Source organism: Pseudomonas sp. G(2018) (assembly GCF_005502415.1).
GTDB lineage: Bacteria > Pseudomonadota > Gammaproteobacteria > Pseudomonadales > Pseudomonadaceae > Aquipseudomonas.
Window position 1 is genome coordinate 107,188 of sequence record NZ_SCOO01000015.1, and the last position, 16,738, is coordinate 123,925.

Genomic DNA, 16,738 nt, shown 5'->3' on the forward strand with positions numbered 1-16,738 from the left:
ATTTCCATGCGCAAGATGATTCTGCAATTCGGCACCGTCCTGGCCCTGAGTCTGCTGGCCGTCAACGTGATGGCAGCGGTGTCACCGGAAGAAGCGAACAAACTGGGCACCAGCCTCACACCGCTGGGTGCCGAGAAGGCCGGCAACGCCGACGGCTCGATCCCGCCGTGGACCGGCGGCATTCCGAAAAACGCCGGCGCGGTGGACAGCAAGGGCTTCCTGGCTGATCCGTTCGCCAATGAAAAACCGCTGTTCATCATCACGGCGGCAACGGTGGACAAGTACAAGGACAAGCTCTCGGACGGGCAGATCGCGATGTTCAAGCGCTACCCCGAGACTTACAAGATTCCGGTGTATCCGAGCCACCGCACCGCGGCGCTGCCGCCGGAAATCTACGAATCGGCCAAGCGTAGCGCGTTGAACGTCATTCCCACCAACGACGGTAACGGTCTGGCCAATTTCACCGGCAATCGCTACTACGCCTTTCCGATCCCGAAGAACGGCGTTGAAGTGATCTGGAACCACGTCACCCGCTATCACGGCGGCAATCTGCGTCGCACCATTACCCAGGCAACGCCGCAGTCCAATGGCGATTTTACCGTCATCCGCTTCAAGGACGAGGTGGCCGTGCCGTCGTTGCTGGGGGATCTGAAACCGGGCAGTGATGACAACGTACTCAACTATTTCAAACAGGAGGTGACGGCACCGGCGCGGCTGGCGGGCAACGTGCTGCTGGTTCACGAGACCCTCGACCAGGTCACGGAACCGCGCAAGGCCTGGATCTACAACGCCGGCCAGCGCCGAGTGCGGCGTGCACCGCAAGTGGCCTATGACGGCGTGGGCACTTCGTCCGACGGCCTGCGCACCACCGACAACTTCGACATGTTCTCCGGTGCGCCGGACCGCTACGACTGGAAGCTGATCGGCAAGAAAGAAATGTACATCCCGTACAACAGCTACAAGCTCGATTCGCCGAACCTGAAATACACCGATGTGATCAAGGCCGGCCATATCAACCAGGACCTGACCCGCTATGAATTGCACCGGGTCTGGGAGGTCGTCGCGACGGTCAAGCCCAACGAGCGGCATGTGTACGCCAAGCGTCACATGTACCTCGACGAAGACACCTGGCAGGTGGCGCTGGCCGATCACTATGACGGTCGCGGCCAGCTCTGGCGTGTGGCCGAAGGGCATGCGCAGTTCTACTACGATCATCAGGTGCCGGCCTATACGGTCGAGGCACTGTATGACCTGATTGCCGGTCGCTACATCGCGCTGGGGATGAAAAACGAAGAGAAGCGCAGCTTCGAATTCAACATCGCGGCCAAAGCCGGGGACTACACGCCGGCAGCCCTGCGGAGCACGGGGGTGAGGTAATCGTCCTACAGGCTCCTACACAAAAAGGTGACCTCGTGGTCACCTTTTTTATGGCTGCAAATCAACCTGCTGAATACTTCTTCAACAAGCGCTCGGGAGGGGGCTAGGGTGGCGCCACAACTATAAAAAGGCGCACCACTATGACTGCCATGACGACGTGTCTGGACCGTCCTGGACTTCTGCCTCGCTTGTGTTCCCATCACCTGTCCCGCGAACGCTTGGTCGAGCCATTGCTGGCCTCCACGGCACGGGTGAAATTGCTCTGTGCACCGGCGGGCAGCGGCAAGAGTGCGCTGCTCACAGAGTGCCTGTTGCGGGCGTCGGGACATTGTCGGGTGTATTGGTTGCCGTTGGCGGGCGAGTCGTTGAGTGTTGCCGATTTCCGGCAGCGGCTGGCGCATGCGCTGGGACTGGCTGCGTCGGATGAGATTGCATTACTGGAGCACCTGGCCCGGTTGCAAACGCCGACCTGGCTGTTTATCGATGATTATTGCCGCGCCCCCAATCCTGAGCTCGATCGCCTGCTTGACCGTTTACTGGCTGTCAGAAGCCCGTCATTGAGTTGGTGGCTGGGCTCGCGTCGACGGCCATCCTGCAACTGGCCACGCTTGTTGCTCGATGATGAGTTGTACGAGTACGACGGGCAGGCGCTGGCGTTTACCGAGCAAGACGTCGAACAATTGCTCGGCCATGTAGAACCTTCACGGGCGAGCGGCGTCGCCAGAAGAATCATCCAGCGCAGTGGCGGTTGGTGTGCCGGCGTGCGCATTGCCCTCCTCGATGGCTGTCAGTGGGCCGCCGGGCAGGACAAGCAGGAACGCTCGGCGACGCTGCTTGATTACTTGCAACACGAACTGTTCAACACGCTGCCCCCGGAGCTGGTTGAAGCCTGGCAGGTGCTGGCCCATTTGCCGCGATTCAATGCCGGACTTTGCGAGCATCTGTTCGGTGCGGGTGAAGGCGCAAAGGGGTTGCAGACCTTGCAGGACATGGGGTGTTTCATTGAGCCCTGGGAAGACTCCGCCGACTGGTTGCGCGTCTTCGTGCCACTGGCCCGGGCCATGCGTGACGAGCAGGGTTCGGCCGGTCGCTCCTGGCATCGGCGTGCGTGCCAGTGGTTCTGCGCCGAGGAGGATTGGCAGGGGGCATTCGAGCAGGCGTTGTTGGCCGAGGAGTTCGAAGCCGCGGTCAGTTTGTTGCAGCATTTCAGCTTCGAGCATTTGTTCCGTTGCGAGAATGTGCGCCTGCTGCTGAATCTGCATGAGCACCAGGGGCAGGAGTTGACCCTCGGGTCGCCGCAATTGGTCGGTCTGATCACGGCGGCACTGTTGTTTGCCGGACGTTTCGACCAGGCGGCGCTGTGCATCGAACAAATGGGGCGCTTCGCACCGCAACCGACGGCCGCCCTGCAGCGGCAACTGTTGGCACGCTGGCAGGCACAACAAGGCTGGTTGCTGCATTTGCAGGGGCGCATGACGGCGGCTCGCGGGCACTTTGCCGATGCGCTGGCCGAGTTGGCAACGGACGCCTGGCCGGCCCGCTTGTTGTGCCTGTCCGGGTTGACTCAACAGGCGCTGCTCAATGGTGAACTCGATGCCGCGCAGGCCCTGAACCGGGAGGCGCTGTGCCTGGCGCGGGCGCAAGGTTCGTTGCTGTTCGAAGGGTTGCTCGAACTCGATCACGCGCAGTTGCTGGAACTGCGCGGCGCTCCCCGACGCGCCGAGAGCCTGCTGGCCGATGTACATGAAATGTTGTGTCGACAGGCTGACCGTCCAACGCCGCTGCTGGGGCGAATCGCCTTGCGTCGCGGGCGTCTGGCGCTCTGCCAGGGGCAGGACGAAATGGCCGCCGAGTTCTTCAACAGCGGTCTTCAGGACTGCCTGCACAGCCAGGACAAACGCGCGTTGTATGGTTTTCTCGGGCAGGCCCAGGTGGCGGCCAATCAGCGGAATTACGCCCACGCCTTTGACCGCTTGCGCGAGGCCGAGCGCTTGATGCAGCAGCGGCAGATTCCCGACACGGTGTATCGCGGTGTTCTATTGCAAATCAGCAGTCACTTCTGGTTGCAGCAAGGTCGACCGCAATTGGCCCATGAAACCTTGACCCGCGTGGCGCGCCACTACCGTGGGGCCGATGCACGACAGGCGCCCCCGGCCACGGTGGGGCTGATTGCGCGGGTCGAGTACTTGCTGGTACTCGCCGAAACCCATCTGCACCAGGCTACACAACCACTGGAGCAGCTCAAGGCTTTGCTCGACCACGCGCAACAGCATGGGATGCTGGCGCTGGAAACGGAATTGCAGTTTGCAATCTGCGAAGTGGCGGACCTGATCGGCGAGCCTGATAAGGCGAAGTCGGCGTTGCAGGCGGGGCTGGAATTGGTCAGGCGCTGCCATTTGCAGCAGGCCTTGAGCGAACTGCGGTTGCGTCAGCCGGCATTGCTCAGTCGCCTGGGCGCGGACGACGAGCCGGTGGCGACCCTGGATGCCAATCCGTTGAGCGGGCGAGAGCTGGAGGTGCTCAGCCTGATCGCCCAAGGCAACTCCAATCAACAGATCGCCGAGCAGTTGTTTATCTCATTGCACACGGTGAAAACCCATGCACGGCGCATTCACAGCAAGCTGGGCGTGGAGCGCCGGACTCAAGCCGTGGCCACGGCGAAGAAGCTGGGCTTGATTGCGCAAGGTTGACGCATTCCCCCTACAGGAGATTGCGTGGAACCTGAGAATTGCCGGTGGTCGGCTCATGCCCCATGCGCCAACTCACCGCGCGCGCCGCTGCCAGCAAACGTTGCGCTGCCGGACCATCTTCGTCGGCCTGAAACAGGGATGTCGGGCCAACCACCGTCAATACCGCCACCACATTGCCCATCGCGTTGAACACCGGCGCCGACAAGGCATCGACACCGGGCATCAGCAAACCATGCACATGGTGCAGGCCGCGTGCGCGGATCTGCTCGCACATGGCGGCATAGGCCTGATCGTCTGCCAAGGCGTGGGCGGTCTGGGCTTGCAGTTCCTGCTCACGCAGCTCGATGGTTTCCCTTTTGGGCAGATAGGCGCCAAACACCAGACCTGTGGAAGAACTGAGCAAAGGCAACACCGAGCCCAATTGGGTCACTACCGTCACCGCTCGCACCGCCGGCTCGATGTGCACCACGGTCGCGCCCTGATTGCCCCACACCGCCAGAAAACAGGTTTCGTTCAAGTCGTCGCGCAGTTCGGCCAAGGGCAGGGCGGCCACTTTCAGCACGTCCATACTGTTGAGTGCCGCCAACCCGACACGCAAGGCTTCACGACCCAGCCCGTAATGGTTGGTCGCTGGATTCTGTTCGGCGAAGCCGCTGGCGATCAGTGCCTGCAAATAGCGGTGGACCTTGCTTGCTGGCATTTGCACGTGTTCGGCCAGGCGCGAGAGTGATGTCGAGGGCGACAACTCGGCCAATGCCTTGAGAATGTCGGTACCCACCTCGGCGGAGCGGACTTTCTGTTTGCCGTTGCTGTCGCTGGCGGGCTTTTGCATGGTGGCGCCGTCTTTCAAGGGATGAGTTCCGGGGATGAATGGGCGTCTTTATAGCTTGACGGTCAATACCAATCAAATTACGTTATTCGTAATTGGATTACGATAAAAACAACTTTGGCGTGCCCAGACCTCTTCCGCAGAGCGTCAGGCCACGACCCACTCCCTGTTCAGGAGGCTCCATGAACCTCGATTCATCGACGCCAGCACTGGCTTATCAGTCAGGCTTCGGCAACGAATTCAGCAGCGAAGCGTTGCCCGGTGCGTTGCCGGTCGGCCAGAACTCGCCACAGAAAGCCCCTTACGGCCTCTACACCGAACTGTTTTCCGGCACCGCGTTCACCATGGCCCGCAGCGAAGCGCGACGGACCTGGATGTACCGTATCCAGCCGTCGGCCAATCATCCGGCATTCGTCAAACTCGATCGGCAACTGGCTGGCGGGCCACTGGGTGAAGTAACCCCCAATCGCCTACGCTGGAATGCCCTGGATATTCCCGCCGAGCCGACCGATTTCATTGATGGCCTGGTGAGCATGGCCGCCAACTCCGGCGCGGATAAACCGGCCGGGATCAGCATCTTGCAGTACCGCGCCAATCGGTCCATGGAGCGAGTGTTCTTCAACGCCGACGGCGAAATGCTGCTGGTGCCGCAACTGGGGCGACTGCGGATTGCCACCGAACTCGGCGTGCTGGAACTGGAGCCGCTGGAAATCGCCGTACTGCCACGGGGTTTGAAATTCCGCGTCGAGTTGCTTGACCCGCAAGCCCGCGGCTACATCGCCGAGAACCATGGTGCGCCCTTGCGCCTGCCAGATCTTGGGCCGATCGGCAGCAACGGCCTGGCCAACCCACGGGACTTCCTCACCCCGGTTGCCCATTACGAACACCTCACGCAACCAACCACCCTGGTGCAGAAGTTCCTCGGCCAGTTGTGGGGCACCGAGCTCGATCATTCGCCGCTGAACGTGGTCGCCTGGCATGGCAACAACGTGCCATACAAATACGACCTGCGCCGTTTCAACACCATCGGCACCGTCAGTTTCGATCACCCGGACCCGTCGATCTTCACCGTGTTGACTTCGCCGACCAGCGTCCACGGTCTGGCCAACCTCGATTTCGTGATCTTCCCGCCACGCTGGATGGTTGCCGAGAACACCTTCCGTCCGCCGTGGTTCCACCGCAACCTGATGAACGAATTCATGGGCCTGATCCAGGGCGAGTACGACGCCAAGGCCGAAGGCTTCGTCCCCGGCGGCGCGTCGCTGCACAGCTGCATGAGTGCGCACGGGCCTGACGGCGAAACCTGCACCAAGGCGATCAACGCGGACCTCAAACCGGCGAAAATCGACAACACCATGGCCTTCATGTTCGAGACCAGCCAGGTGCTGCGCCCGAGCCGATTCGCCCTCGATTGCCCGCAACTGCAAACCAACTACGACGCTTGCTGGGCCACGTTGCCCGCCACTTTCGACCCAACCCGGAGATAACCCATGACGCAGACTTCCATCACTCGCAGCTGGGTTGCTTCCGCCAACGGCCATGCGGATTTCCCGCTGCAAAACCTGCCACTGGGCGTGTTCAGTGTGAAAGGTTCGGCACCGCGCAGCGGCGTGGCCATTGGCGAACATATTTTCGATCTGCAGGCCGCACTCGATGCCGGTCTGTTTGACGGAGCAGCAAAAAACGCCGTCGAAGCCACCCGTGGCGGTCAGTTGAATGCGTTCTTCGAACTGGGCCGCGAAGCTCGTTTAGCCCTGCGTGAGCGTCTGCTGGAATTGTTGAGCGAAGGCAGCACCCTGCACGGCAAGATCGAGGCCCAAGGTGCGAAATTGCTGCCACTGGCGGCGGATTGCGAGATGCACCTGCCGGCGAAAATCAACGACTACACCGACTTCTACGTCGGCATCGAACACGCGCAGAACGTTGGCAAGCTGTTCCGTCCGGACAACCCCTTGCTGCCGAACTACAAGTACGTGCCGATCGGCTACCACGGCCGCGCCTCGACCATTCGCCCGTCCGGTACCGATGTGCGTCGTCCTAAAGGCCAGACCTTGCCGGCCGGCCAGACCGAGCCGACCTTTGGTCCGTGCGCGCGCCTGGACTATGAGCTGGAGCTAGGCATCTGGATCGGCCGGGGCAATGACATGGGCGACTCGATCGCCATTGGCGACGCCGCCGATCACATCGCCGGTTTCTGCCTGCTCAACGACTGGTCGGCGCGGGACATCCAGGCCTGGGAATACCAGCCGCTGGGTCCGTTCCTGTCGAAGAGTTTCATCACCAGCATTTCGCCGTGGGTGGTGACTGCCGAAGCGCTGGAGCCATTCCGTCGCGCCCAACCTGCGCGCCCGGAAGGTGATCCACAGCCGCTGCCGTACCTGTTCGATAAACGTGATCAGGCCGCCGGTGCCTTCGATATCGAACTGGAAGTGCTGCTGCTGACCGAAGCCATGCGCGAGCAGAACCTGCCGGCCCATCGCCTGACCCTGAGCAACTCGAAACACATGTACTGGACCGTGGCACAAATGGTCGCGCACCACAGCGTCAACGGCTGCCAGTTGCAGGCCGGCGACCTGTTCGGCTCGGGTACCTTGTCGGGGCCGGAAAACGGTCAGTTCGGCAGCCTGCTGGAAATCACCGAGGGCGGTAAAAAGCCGATCGAACTGGCTTCGGGCGAGGTGCGCAAGTTCCTTGAAGACGGCGACGAAATCATCCTGCGTGGCCGTTGCAGCCGCGAGGGCTTTGCCTCCATCGGCTTCGGCGAGTGCCGTGGCAAAGTGCTGCCGGCGCGCTAAGGGGAGCGGGTCATGGAACTCTATACCTACTACCGTTCGACCTCGTCCTATCGGGTGCGTATCGCACTGGCATTGAAGGACCTGGATTACCATGCACTGCCGGTCAACCTGATCGCGCCGCCCGGTGGCGAACATCGCCAGCCGCCGTATCTTGGCATCAACCCGCAAGGCCGCGTGCCGGCCTTGCGCACCGATGAAGGCGAGCTACTGATCCAGTCACCGGCGATCATCGAGTACCTGGAAGAGCGTTATCCACAGGTGCCGCTGCTGTCCAAAGACCTCGCTGCCCGCGCCCATGAGCGCGGTGTGGCGGCGTTGATCGGCTGCGATGTGCATCCGCTGCACAACGTCAGCGTGCTCAACCGACTGCGACAGTTGGGGCACGATGAAACGCAGGTTGGGGAGTGGATCTGCCACTGGATCAGTCAGGGACTGGCTGCCGTGGAACAGTTGATCGGTGACGATGGTTTCTGCTTTGGTCCGCAACCCGGCCTGGCGGACGTGTACCTGATTCCGCAGCTGTACGCGGCCGAGCGCTTCAACGTTTCCCTGCAAGCCTGGCCGCGAATTCGTCGCGTGGCGACACTGGCGGCCACACATCCGGCGTTCATCAAGGCGCATCCGGCTAACCAGCCGGACACTCCATAACGCGTCACGCAGGATCCTGTGGGAGCTGTGTTCAATGGACGATGGAATTGGGCGGCAGATGCCCCAGCCGTTCCGTCAGGCGAATTCGCTGGATCGGGTCGTCGCTGAGCAACAGGGCATGCTCCAGGTCGAAGCGTTCGGCGTTGGGGCAATCCAGCCGCTGGTAGAGACTGGCTCGGGCCAGGTAGTCGGCGGCGGTGCCGTTGCCCAGTTCCAGCACTCGCTCGGCATCGACCAGGGCACCGATGTAATCGTCGTTGGAAAGGTGCAACTGGCGCAGGTTGCGCGACAGTCGTTGCAGCATCTGCACGGGCTCGGCGGTGACCAGGTGTTCGGCGCTGAGCTTCATGTTCGGGCCGTACTGGCGTTGCAGTAGTTCCCGGCAATCGTTGGGGTAGAGGCGACGGCCGCCGCACGGATCGAGCAGGTGATCGGCACCCGGTACGCGCAGTAGAAAATGGCCGGGGAAGTTGACGCCGACCAGAGGGATTTCCAGGCCCCTGGCCAATTCCAGCGCAATAAGCCCCAGGGCCAGGGGTTGCCCACGCCGGCGTTGCAGCACGCGATTGAGCAGCGCCACTTGCGGACGCAAGGGGGTAAAGTCGTCCTGGGCGAATCCCAGGTCATTCATGCGCCGCAGCAGTGGCTGCGCCAGTTCGCTCACCGGCAACATAGGCAGACTGCCACTGATTCGTTGTTGCAGCGTCTTGAAATCCAAGAGCAGCGATTCGGGATTCACCTCGCTGTCATGTTCGGCGGCAATCCATAGCGCCGCTTCGAACAGCGCGGGCGGTGAACGTTGCAGACAGGCGAAAAACGATTGGCGCGGGGTCATCAAAATCTCCGGGCAATGCCTCGTTTTAGCCCCGTCTGTGCCATTCGTCCAGTGCTGCACAAGGGTGCTCAGCGGTTATTTCCGAATGTCTGAATGGGCGCTTCGGTTATTCCGGTGCGCTTCTGCAATTTTTGTGCGCAAGCCTATACTGGCGACTACAAGAAGTGATTCGGGAGCCCTACGATGTTCGCTCTCATGCAAAGCACTCGCCTTGAATCGCTACATCTTAGCGTCGACCCGGCCACCGGGCTGAAGGCGGTCATTGCCATTCATAACAGTCGCCTGGGGCCTGCCCTGGGTGGTTGTCGTTACCTTGCCTACCCCAGCGACGAGTCAGCGGTCGAGGATGCCGTGCGCCTGGCCCAAGGCATGAGTTACAAGGCTGCACTGGCCGGCCTGGCCCAGGGCGGCGGCGTGGCGGTCATCGTTCGTCCCGTTCACGTGGCCAATCGCGCCGCGCTGTTCGAAGCCTTCGGGCGCTGCATCAATCAGCTCGACGGGCGCTACATCACTGCCATCGACAGCGGCACTTCGGTGGCCGACATGGATTGCATCGCCCAACAGACCCAGCACGTCACCAGCACCACTTCAGCGGGCGACCCGGCACCCCACGCCGCAATGGGCGTGTTCACCGGCATTCGCGCCACCGCCATGGCGCGGTTGGGCAGCGACAATCTCGAAGGCTTGCGCGTGGCCATTCAAGGCTTGGGCAACGTTGGTTTTGCGCTGGCGGAACAACTGCATGCCGCGGGTGCCGAACTGCTGGTCAGCGACATCGACCATGGCAAAGTGCAACTGGCCATGGAACAACTCGGCGCTCACCCGATTGCCAACGATGCGCTGCTTAGCACACCTTGCGACATTCTTGCGCCGTGTGGGCTGGGCGGCGTACTCAACAGTCATAGCGTGACGCAACTGCGCTGCTCGGCGGTGGCGGGGTCGGCGAACAACCAGCTGACCCATCTGGACGTTGCCGATCAGCTGGAACGGCGCGGCATTTTGTATGCGCCGGATTACGTGATCAATGCCGGCGGGCTGATCTATGTTTCACTCAAACACCGGGGTGAAGAGCTGGCGACCATCACCGCGCACCTGTCGAAAATCAGCTCGCGACTGACCGAAGTGTTTGCCCATGCCCAAGCGGAGAAACGTTCGCCGGCGCGGGTGGCGGATGAGTTGGCGGAAAAGGTTTTGTACCGATAGAAAGATCTTTTGATTTTGAACATGAAAAAGGCCCTGAGCCATTCGACTCAGGGCCTGTTCAATTCGGGCGTTGCCTATTTTGCTGCTTTGGCGGCCTTGGCTGGCTTGGCCGGGGCAACCGGCTCAACGACTGCCTCTTCAACGGGAGCCGCCACTTCAACCGGTTGCGCGACTTCAACAGGCGCGGTGAGCAACTCGGACAAGGCGTCCGGCTGGCTTTTGAACGCCTTGGCAAACACATCGCGATTTTTCGCCATGTAGATCCCGGCTTCTTCCACTTGCTGTTCGGTCAGGGACGGAACGGCTTTGTGCAACACTTCAGCCAGCAACTCGGCCAGCTCGAGCATTTTGTCATGACGGTCAGCTTCGGCTTTATCCATGAACAAGCGCTCCAGATCTCGGCTGCTGCGGTATACCACTTCGACGGCCATTCACCACCTCACATGCCTTCACATTTGGTTGTCTGATTCGACTACTGTATTTATATACAGCGAAAAGGATAAGCGAATCGCTGGGGTTTGGGTAGTGGCTTTTTAATGTAGACCGGTTTTGGGGTTTGTCATCGGGATCGAGTCGCCCCAATCGCGGGCAAGCCCGGCTCCCACAGATTTTGTGTCGGCCAATAAAGGTGCGACCAAACGCCACGGAGCGCAACCCGCGTCGGCTCGCCATGATGGCGTGGCCCTGTTTCTGCATAAAAGCTTCTGCATAAAAGCTTCTGCATAAAACAGCTTCTGCGTAGAACAGCTTCTGCGTAGAACAAACGTAAAGTCCAACCCGCATTATCCGGTCGAGCCGACCTAAGGAAGCATCATCGTGAAAATCAACTGGGCCGAAAACCTGCGCCAGAGCGTGCATGAACTGGCGGAGTCCCTGGGCAACCTGTTCGTCGAGACCTTTCACTACCTGGCGCTGTTCGCCATCGGTGCCGTAACCGCGTGGGCGGCGGTGATGGAATTTCTCGGGATGATCGAAGAAGGACACATCAAGATCGATGACATCTTGCTGCTGTTCATCTACCTCGAACTGGGGGCCATGGTCGGGATTTACTTCAAGACCAACCACATGCCGGTGCGCTTCCTGATCTACGTGGCGATCACCGCGCTGACTCGCCTGCTGATTTCCAACGTGTCGCACCACAACCCGCCGGACCTGGGGATCATTTACCTGTGCGGCGGGATTCTGCTGCTGGCGTTTGCGATTCTGGTGGTGCGTTACGCTTCGTCGCAATTTCCATCGGTGAAAATTGAAAACCCGCATCGCAAGATCGGTACGGGTTCCAGTGAACATCCGGAAGTGGAAAAGGGTGAGATTTAAAGGCCCATGGCAGGTCGGGGCCGGCCTTTGGCCGTTGGTGGCGGCAGGTTGGGTGTGCCGCCATCGATCATGGCTTCGAGGATCGCCACTGCGCTGTGGCCTTGTTCGATGGCAATACCGAACTGAATGCTTTGCACCAGGCGTTTGAGGCGCTCGGGGTCGTTGCGTTGTTCGGCGCTGATCATGCGTTTTGCGACGACGTGACCGCAGTTGGACAGGGTCAGCATGATGCTGCCGTCCAGACCCTGAATGCTCAGGTTGATCTGATAGTCCGCCGCAAAGGCATCGGTAATGAGCTGAAAGGGGTTGTCCATGATGCGTCACCGCCTGATTGAACGTGCAGTTGTTGACTGGTCGAGATCGGGATTAGTTCGCAACACCAGACCATCGGCCATTCCATAGCCATTTCGCCATCAATGCTTGCAACAGGGATGTAGCAAGGGGCATGCCGGATGGATTGTCGGACAATCATGGTGGCCGCGCAGAAACTAATGTGGGAGCGAGCCTGCTCGCGATGACGGCTGCACAGTCAACATTTGTGTTGTCTGACAGTCTGCTATCGCGAGCAGGCTTGCTCCCACAAAGTTTGCATCCGCCTTCTGTTTGTCTGCCCGTTTCAGGGCAATAAATCTCGACGTGCCTCTAAAGCGATCAGCATTCCACCCAGTTCACCGCCAGACCACCCCGTGACGTTTCCTTGTATTTGTCGTGCATATCGGCGCCGGTATCACGCATGGTGCGGATCACCCGGTCCAGGGAAATGAAGTGTTTGCCGTCGCCGCGCAGGGCCATTTGCGTGGCATTGATTGCCTTCACCGCGGCAATCGCGTTGCGCTCGATGCAGGGCACTTGCACCAGACCGCCCACCGGGTCGCAGGTCAGGCCGAGGTTGTGTTCCAGGCCGATTTCGGCGGCGTTTTCCAGTTGCTCCGGAGTGGCACCCAGCACCTCCGCCAGACCGGCGGCGGCCATGGCGCAGGCCGAGCCGACTTCGCCCTGGCAGCCGACTTCGGCACCGGAGATCGAAGCGTTTTTCTTGCAGAGGATGCCGACGGCCGCCGCGCCCAGAAAGAACGCCACCACGTCGTCGTCCGACGCATCCGGATTGAATTTCATGTAGTAGTGCAGCACTGCCGGAATGATCCCCGCCGCGCCATTGGTCGGGGCCGTGACCATGCGTCCGCCGGCGGCGTTTTCTTCGTTTACCGCGAGGGCAAACAGGTTGACCCATTCCATTGCCGAGAGGGTCGAAGTGATGACGTTCGGTTTGCCGATTTCCAGCAGGCTACGGTGCAATTTCGCCGCGCGACGCGGAACATTCAGGCCGCCGGGCAGAATGCCTTCGTGGTGCAAGCCTTGCTCGACGCACTCGCGCATCACCGACCAGATGTGCAGCAGGCCCTCACGGATTTGTTCGTCGCTGCGCCAGGCCCGTTCGTTGGCCATCATCAACTCGGAAATCCGCAGGCCGTGCTGGTTGCACAACTGAAGCAATTCGACGGCGCTGGAAAAGTCGTACGGCAACACTACGTCGCTGGCGGGGGCTATGCCTGATTCGGCTTCGGCCGCTTCGATGATGAATCCGCCGCCGATCGAGTAGTAGGTTTGTTCGAACAACTCGCCGGTTTCGCCGAAGGCTGTCAGAGCCATGGCGTTGGGGTGGTAGGGCAGGCTTTCGTCGAGCAGCAGGAGATCGCGCGACCAGTCAAAGGCGATGGTCGCCTGGCCTGCCAGGGACAATTCGGCAGTTTCTCGCAGGGTGTGGATTCGGCTGTCGATGGTGGTGGGGTCGATACGGTCCGGCCATTCCCCCATCAAGCCCATGATACAAGCGCGGTCGGTAGCGTGACCGACACCGGTCGCTGACAGGGAGCCGTAAAGTCGGATTTCCACTCGCCGCACGTCAGGCAGCAAACCTTGATCGACCAGCGCCTGGGCGAAGGTCGCCGCCGCGCGCATCGGACCGACGGTATGGGAGCTGGACGGACCGATGCCGACTTTGAAGAGATCAAAAACACTGATAGCCATGCTAAAGCCTATTCCTGCAATGGAAGATGAATCGCTGCCATTTTTGTAGGACAAGCGCACTTTCAGCGATACTGCCAACCTCGGTCCTACGTGACCAACGAAACTTCCTAAGACAGCCTTTAGCAGGACTAAACGATGAGCCGTCAATTGCATGCCCAGACATATGTGTGGCTGCAGGTGTTTTCCTGCGCCGCGCGGCACTTGTCGTTCACCCGCTGTGCCGAAGAACTGCACATCACGCCGGGGGCGGTCAGCCAGCAGATCCGGCAACTGGAAGAACGCCTGGGTTTTCGCCTGTTTCATCGGCGTGCCCGGGGCGTGGAGCTGAGTGCCGAAGGCCAGCGACTGGCCATCACTGTCAACGAGGCCTACGGCAGCATCGATGCGGAATTGCGACGACTGGACGCGGGCATGATCAGCGGCACCCTGCGGGTGCGTTCGATTCCATCGTTCCTGAGCAAATGGCTGACCCCGCGCCTGCCGCGTCTGCAGCAGCGTTTTCCGGATATTCAGCTGCGTTTGGTGGCCGAGGACAGCAGTGTGCCGTTGCATGAGGGCGACTTCGATCTGGCCATCGACCTGAACGACGGCAGCTACCCGGGCCTGTTATCCACAGCCTTGCTCGATGAACAGATTTTTCCGGTCTGCGCGCCAGGCTTGTTGCGCGGTCGTCCACCGCTGCACGGCCCTGCAGACCTGATGCATTTCCCATTGCTGCACGACATCACCGCCTGGCGCGGCAGTTACGAATATGCGGAATGGGAGTTCTACCTCAACGCCATCGGCTTCGAAGGGGCGGATGTGCGGCGTGGGCATACGTTCAATCGCAATCACCTGACCATCGAAGCGGCCATCGCCGGAATGGGCGTGGCCATTGCGCGGCGAACGCTGTTGAACGACGAGTTGGAACGTGGGGCGCTGATCGTGCCGTTTGGCCTGGCGGTGCCCAATCACAAGCGCTACATGGTGCTCTATGCGCCAGGCGCGCTGAGCCATCCGGGCGTGCGTGCGGTGCATGATTGGCTTGTGGAGGAAGCGGGGATATTTCGCAGTCTGCACCCGCTGGGGGAGCAGCAGATGTGAGAAATTGTGACAAGGGAGCGGGGCGACCCAACTCCCGACCTTAACAGCGCTTTTACCGGTTGTCCGGCTTTTTTTGCGATTACAAATTTATCTTTTTTCAGGGGTTGAAATGTTCAGCGTACAGACCGATTGTGTAACCAAGAGGTCACGGTGACGACGCCCAAGGGCTTAGCTGACCGGCCTCTCGCGAGCTAGCTGAAATAAGGGATGAACTATGCAAATCCAAGTCAATAGCGATAACCATATTCAAAGCAGTAAACGACTGGAGGAGTGGGTACGAACCACCATTGAGAGCACGCTCGAACGTTATGAGGAGGACTTGACCCGAGTCGAGGTTCACCTGCGGGACGAGAACGGCGACAAGCCCGGTCCCCACGATTTGCGCTGTCAGCTGGAAGCGCGGCCAAAAGGCCACCAACCGATTTCTGTCACCCATAAAGCCGCCAACCTGGAACTGGCGATCGACGGAGCCGCCGAGAAACTCGAACACGCCCTTGAACACCTGTTCGGCAAACTGCGCGGCAAACCACGCGCTGCCGTGGTGCCCTTCGAGCGCAGGCCTCACGCCGACAAGCTGTTGGAAGAAGAGTTTCTAGAAAACGAACAGGCTGCGCAAAACGCTTGAAGCCTGATTGACCCTCCCTATGAAAACGGGCCTGCAATGCAGGCCCGTTTTGTTTTTGTGGGGAGGGGATTCATCCCCTCGCCACAAGAGCATCCCGACGACTGAGGCTGGTCCCAAACGACAGCTTTGCGTATGAGAATATTTATCATTAATATTGCGCCCTTGCTGGCCCGGTGATGTTCACTGGGCCTGAGCCGGTTTCAAGGTCGCTGATGAAAGCCAAACGCACGCTCCCCGTTTCCTATCGACTGGCGGTCACCTCCCGGGTGCTGGCGGCCGTGCTCGGTGGCTACGTCATCACGGCGCTGGCCAGCGTTTGCCTGACACTGTGGGTGCCGATGGCCCGTGCCGAAGCAGTGGTGACCGGCATGATGAGCTCCTTCGTGGTCTACCTGCTGGCGGTGATCTGGTGCTTCGCCTGTCGCACGGCGTGGCGGGCCTGGTTCGGATTGACCGTGCCTTCGCTGGTGCTGGCGGCTTTCGCAGGTCTGGCGTACTGGATGGGCCGCTCATGAAAGAGGGATTCCGCCAGGCCATGGCCTGGTTACACACCTGGGCCGGATTGACCTTCGGCTGGTTGCTGTTTGCGATTTTCCTGACCGGCACACTCGCCTATTTCAAGGACGAGACCAGTCACTGGATGCAACCGGAAATTCCCGCGCGCGCGGTGTCCTCCGAGGACAACCTGACCCTGGCCCAGCGCTATCTTGAACAACACGCCCCGAACGCCTCGCGCTGGATCATCGATTTGCCCGATGCTCGCGAACCCGGCCTGTCGGTACGCTGGCAGCAGACACCGGCCAAGCCCGGTGAGCGCGGTCAGCTCACGGAAAAACTGCTCGACCCGCAATCCGGCAACGAAGTGCAAGGCCGCGACACCCGGGGCGGCGAGTTCTTCTACCGCTTCCACTTCCAGTTGCAAATGCCTTATCCGTGGGGCCGCTGGCTGTCGACCATCGCGGCCATGGTGATGTTCATCGCGCTGATCAGCGGAATCATTACCCACAAGAAAATCTTCAAGGACTTCTTCACCTTCCGTCCGCGCAAGGGCCAGCGTTCCTGGCTCGACGGGCACAACGCAGTGGGCGTGCTGGTGTTGCCGTTTCACCTGATGATCACCTACAGCAGTCTGGTGATTTTCATGGCCCTGGTGATGCCGGCGAGCATCCTGGCATCGTATAAAGGTGATGTGCAGGCGTTTTACAGTGAGGTGTTTCCCGCGTCGAATAACGCAAACGCCGCCGGTGACCCCGCGCCATTGCTGCCGTTGGCGCCGATGCTGGAAAAGGCCCGCGAACAGTGGTCGGG

General features: G+C 60.5%; 15 protein-coding genes and 1 pseudogene. 11 read left to right on the plus strand and 5 right to left on the minus strand.

What is annotated here, in order from left to right; genetic code table 11:
• The first annotated feature begins 6 nt into the window (after positions 1-6).
• Complete coding sequence (locus tag FFS64_RS16470) at positions 7-1,377, plus strand: DUF1329 domain-containing protein (protein ID WP_137806253.1); 1,371 nt, start codon at positions 7-9, stop codon at positions 1,375-1,377.
• A 140-nt stretch (positions 1,378-1,517) separates the two neighbouring features.
• The gene (locus FFS64_RS16475; RefSeq protein ID WP_137806254.1) at positions 1,518-4,067 is read left to right on the plus strand and encodes a LuxR C-terminal-related transcriptional regulator; all 2,550 of its coding nucleotides are present in this window, start codon (positions 1,518-1,520) and stop codon (positions 4,065-4,067) included.
• Between the two features lie 10 nt (positions 4,068-4,077).
• Here the strand turns inward: FFS64_RS16475 and FFS64_RS16480 are convergent, their stop codons facing one another.
• Positions 4,078-4,899: an IclR family transcriptional regulator gene (locus FFS64_RS16480; protein WP_137806255.1), complete on the minus strand. Its 822-nt coding sequence runs from the start codon at positions 4,897-4,899 to the stop codon at positions 4,078-4,080.
• Positions 4,900-5,078: 179 nt separating this feature from the next.
• Between FFS64_RS16480 and hmgA the strand changes: the two genes are divergently transcribed.
• From hmgA to maiA, 3 genes are read left to right on the plus strand one after another with little or no spacing between them, the layout of a single operon-like run.
• Entirely contained in the window at positions 5,079-6,383 is a 1,305-nt protein-coding gene (hmgA, locus tag FFS64_RS16485; RefSeq protein WP_137806256.1) for a homogentisate 1,2-dioxygenase, read from the plus strand.
• A 3-nt stretch (positions 6,384-6,386) separates the two neighbouring features.
• Positions 6,387-7,691, plus strand: a complete 1,305-nt coding sequence (gene fahA, locus FFS64_RS16490; RefSeq protein ID WP_137806257.1) for a fumarylacetoacetase — start codon at positions 6,387-6,389, stop codon at positions 7,689-7,691.
• A 12-nt stretch (positions 7,692-7,703) separates the two neighbouring features.
• Positions 7,704-8,339 carry a maleylacetoacetate isomerase gene (maiA, locus tag FFS64_RS16495; protein ID WP_137806258.1) on the plus strand — a complete coding sequence of 212 codons (636 nt, stop codon included), beginning with the start codon at positions 7,704-7,706 and terminating at the stop codon, positions 8,337-8,339.
• Between the two features lie 31 nt (positions 8,340-8,370).
• Here maiA and FFS64_RS16500 read toward each other — a convergent pair whose 3' ends face one another.
• On the minus strand, positions 8,371-9,174 hold the full coding sequence (locus FFS64_RS16500) for a SirB1 family protein (protein ID WP_095193856.1): 804 nt from the start codon (positions 9,172-9,174) through the stop codon (positions 8,371-8,373).
• A gap of 183 nt (positions 9,175-9,357) precedes the next feature.
• Here FFS64_RS16500 and FFS64_RS16505 point away from each other — a divergent pair, with 183 nt between their 5' ends.
• Positions 9,358-10,377 (plus strand): Glu/Leu/Phe/Val dehydrogenase dimerization domain-containing protein, encoded by a 1,020-nt coding sequence (locus tag FFS64_RS16505; protein WP_095193855.1) that lies wholly within the window; start codon positions 9,358-9,360, stop codon positions 10,375-10,377.
• A gap of 191 nt (positions 10,378-10,568) precedes the next feature.
• On the opposite strand, the pseudogene FFS64_RS16510 reads toward FFS64_RS16505, so the two are convergent.
• Positions 10,569-10,808 (minus strand): annotated as a pseudogene (locus FFS64_RS16510) (YebG family protein); the annotation flags it as partial.
• 385 nt (positions 10,809-11,193) lie between these two features.
• On the opposite strand from FFS64_RS16510, the gene FFS64_RS16515 reads away from it, so the two are divergent.
• On the plus strand, positions 11,194-11,694 hold the full coding sequence (locus tag FFS64_RS16515) for a phosphate-starvation-inducible protein PsiE (protein WP_137806260.1): 501 nt from the start codon (positions 11,194-11,196) through the stop codon (positions 11,692-11,694).
• On the opposite strand, the gene FFS64_RS16520 is transcribed toward FFS64_RS16515, so the two are convergent.
• Together FFS64_RS16520 and FFS64_RS16525 are read right to left on the minus strand one after the other, a co-directional pair.
• Positions 11,691-12,008, minus strand: a complete 318-nt coding sequence (locus tag FFS64_RS16520) for a DUF3509 domain-containing protein (RefSeq protein ID WP_137806261.1) — start codon at positions 12,006-12,008, stop codon at positions 11,691-11,693. The two genes, FFS64_RS16515 and FFS64_RS16520, sit on opposite strands and share 4 nt — an antisense overlap.
• Positions 12,009-12,345: 337 nt before the next feature.
• Complete coding sequence (locus tag FFS64_RS16525) at positions 12,346-13,722, minus strand: L-serine ammonia-lyase (protein WP_137806262.1); 1,377 nt, start codon at positions 13,720-13,722, stop codon at positions 12,346-12,348.
• Between the two features lie 135 nt (positions 13,723-13,857).
• On the opposite strand from FFS64_RS16525, the gene FFS64_RS16530 reads away from it, so the two are divergent.
• The 4 genes from FFS64_RS16530 to FFS64_RS16545 form a co-directional block, all read left to right on the plus strand.
• The gene (locus tag FFS64_RS16530; protein ID WP_095193850.1) at positions 13,858-14,805 is read left to right on the plus strand and encodes a LysR substrate-binding domain-containing protein; all 948 of its coding nucleotides are present in this window, start codon (positions 13,858-13,860) and stop codon (positions 14,803-14,805) included.
• Positions 14,806-15,019: 214 nt separating this feature from the next.
• Positions 15,020-15,430: an HPF/RaiA family ribosome-associated protein gene (locus tag FFS64_RS16535; protein ID WP_137806263.1), complete on the plus strand. Its 411-nt coding sequence runs from the start codon at positions 15,020-15,022 to the stop codon at positions 15,428-15,430.
• Positions 15,431-15,642: 212 nt separating this feature from the next.
• Positions 15,643-15,945, plus strand: a complete 303-nt coding sequence (locus tag FFS64_RS16540; RefSeq protein WP_137806264.1) for a DUF3649 domain-containing protein — start codon at positions 15,643-15,645, stop codon at positions 15,943-15,945.
• Positions 15,942-16,738, plus strand: a 797-nt coding sequence (locus FFS64_RS16545; protein WP_137806265.1) for a PepSY domain-containing protein, incomplete at its 3' end; no start/stop codon positions are given. The genes FFS64_RS16540 and FFS64_RS16545, both read left to right, overlap by 4 nt.

Bases quoted from the DNA above. Each gene is read 5' to 3' on its own strand.
- FFS64_RS16470 (WP_137806253.1), top strand. From the start codon at position 7: ATGCGCAAGATGATTCTGCAATTCGGCACCGTCCTGGCCCTGAGTCTG.
- FFS64_RS16475 (WP_137806254.1), top strand. From the start codon at position 1,518: ATGACTGCCATGACGACGTGTCTGGACCGTCCTGGACTTCTGCCTCGC.
- FFS64_RS16525 (WP_137806262.1), bottom strand. From the start codon at position 13,722: ATGGCTATCAGTGTTTTTGATCTCTTCAAAGTCGGCATCGGTCCGTCC.
- FFS64_RS16535 (WP_137806263.1), top strand. From the start codon at position 15,020: ATGCAAATCCAAGTCAATAGCGATAACCATATTCAAAGCAGTAAACGA.
- fahA (WP_137806257.1), top strand. From the start codon at position 6,387: ATGACGCAGACTTCCATCACTCGCAGCTGGGTTGCTTCCGCCAACGGC.
- FFS64_RS16540 (WP_137806264.1), top strand. From the start codon at position 15,643: ATGAAAGCCAAACGCACGCTCCCCGTTTCCTATCGACTGGCGGTCACC.
- FFS64_RS16530 (WP_095193850.1), top strand. From the start codon at position 13,858: ATGAGCCGTCAATTGCATGCCCAGACATATGTGTGGCTGCAGGTGTTT.
- FFS64_RS16500 (WP_095193856.1), bottom strand. From the start codon at position 9,174: ATGACCCCGCGCCAATCGTTTTTCGCCTGTCTGCAACGTTCACCGCCC.
- FFS64_RS16480 (WP_137806255.1), bottom strand. From the start codon at position 4,899: ATGCAAAAGCCCGCCAGCGACAGCAACGGCAAACAGAAAGTCCGCTCC.
- FFS64_RS16505 (WP_095193855.1), top strand. From the start codon at position 9,358: ATGTTCGCTCTCATGCAAAGCACTCGCCTTGAATCGCTACATCTTAGC.
- maiA (WP_137806258.1), top strand. From the start codon at position 7,704: ATGGAACTCTATACCTACTACCGTTCGACCTCGTCCTATCGGGTGCGT.
- hmgA (WP_137806256.1), top strand. From the start codon at position 5,079: ATGAACCTCGATTCATCGACGCCAGCACTGGCTTATCAGTCAGGCTTC.
- FFS64_RS16520 (WP_137806261.1), bottom strand. From the start codon at position 12,008: ATGGACAACCCCTTTCAGCTCATTACCGATGCCTTTGCGGCGGACTAT.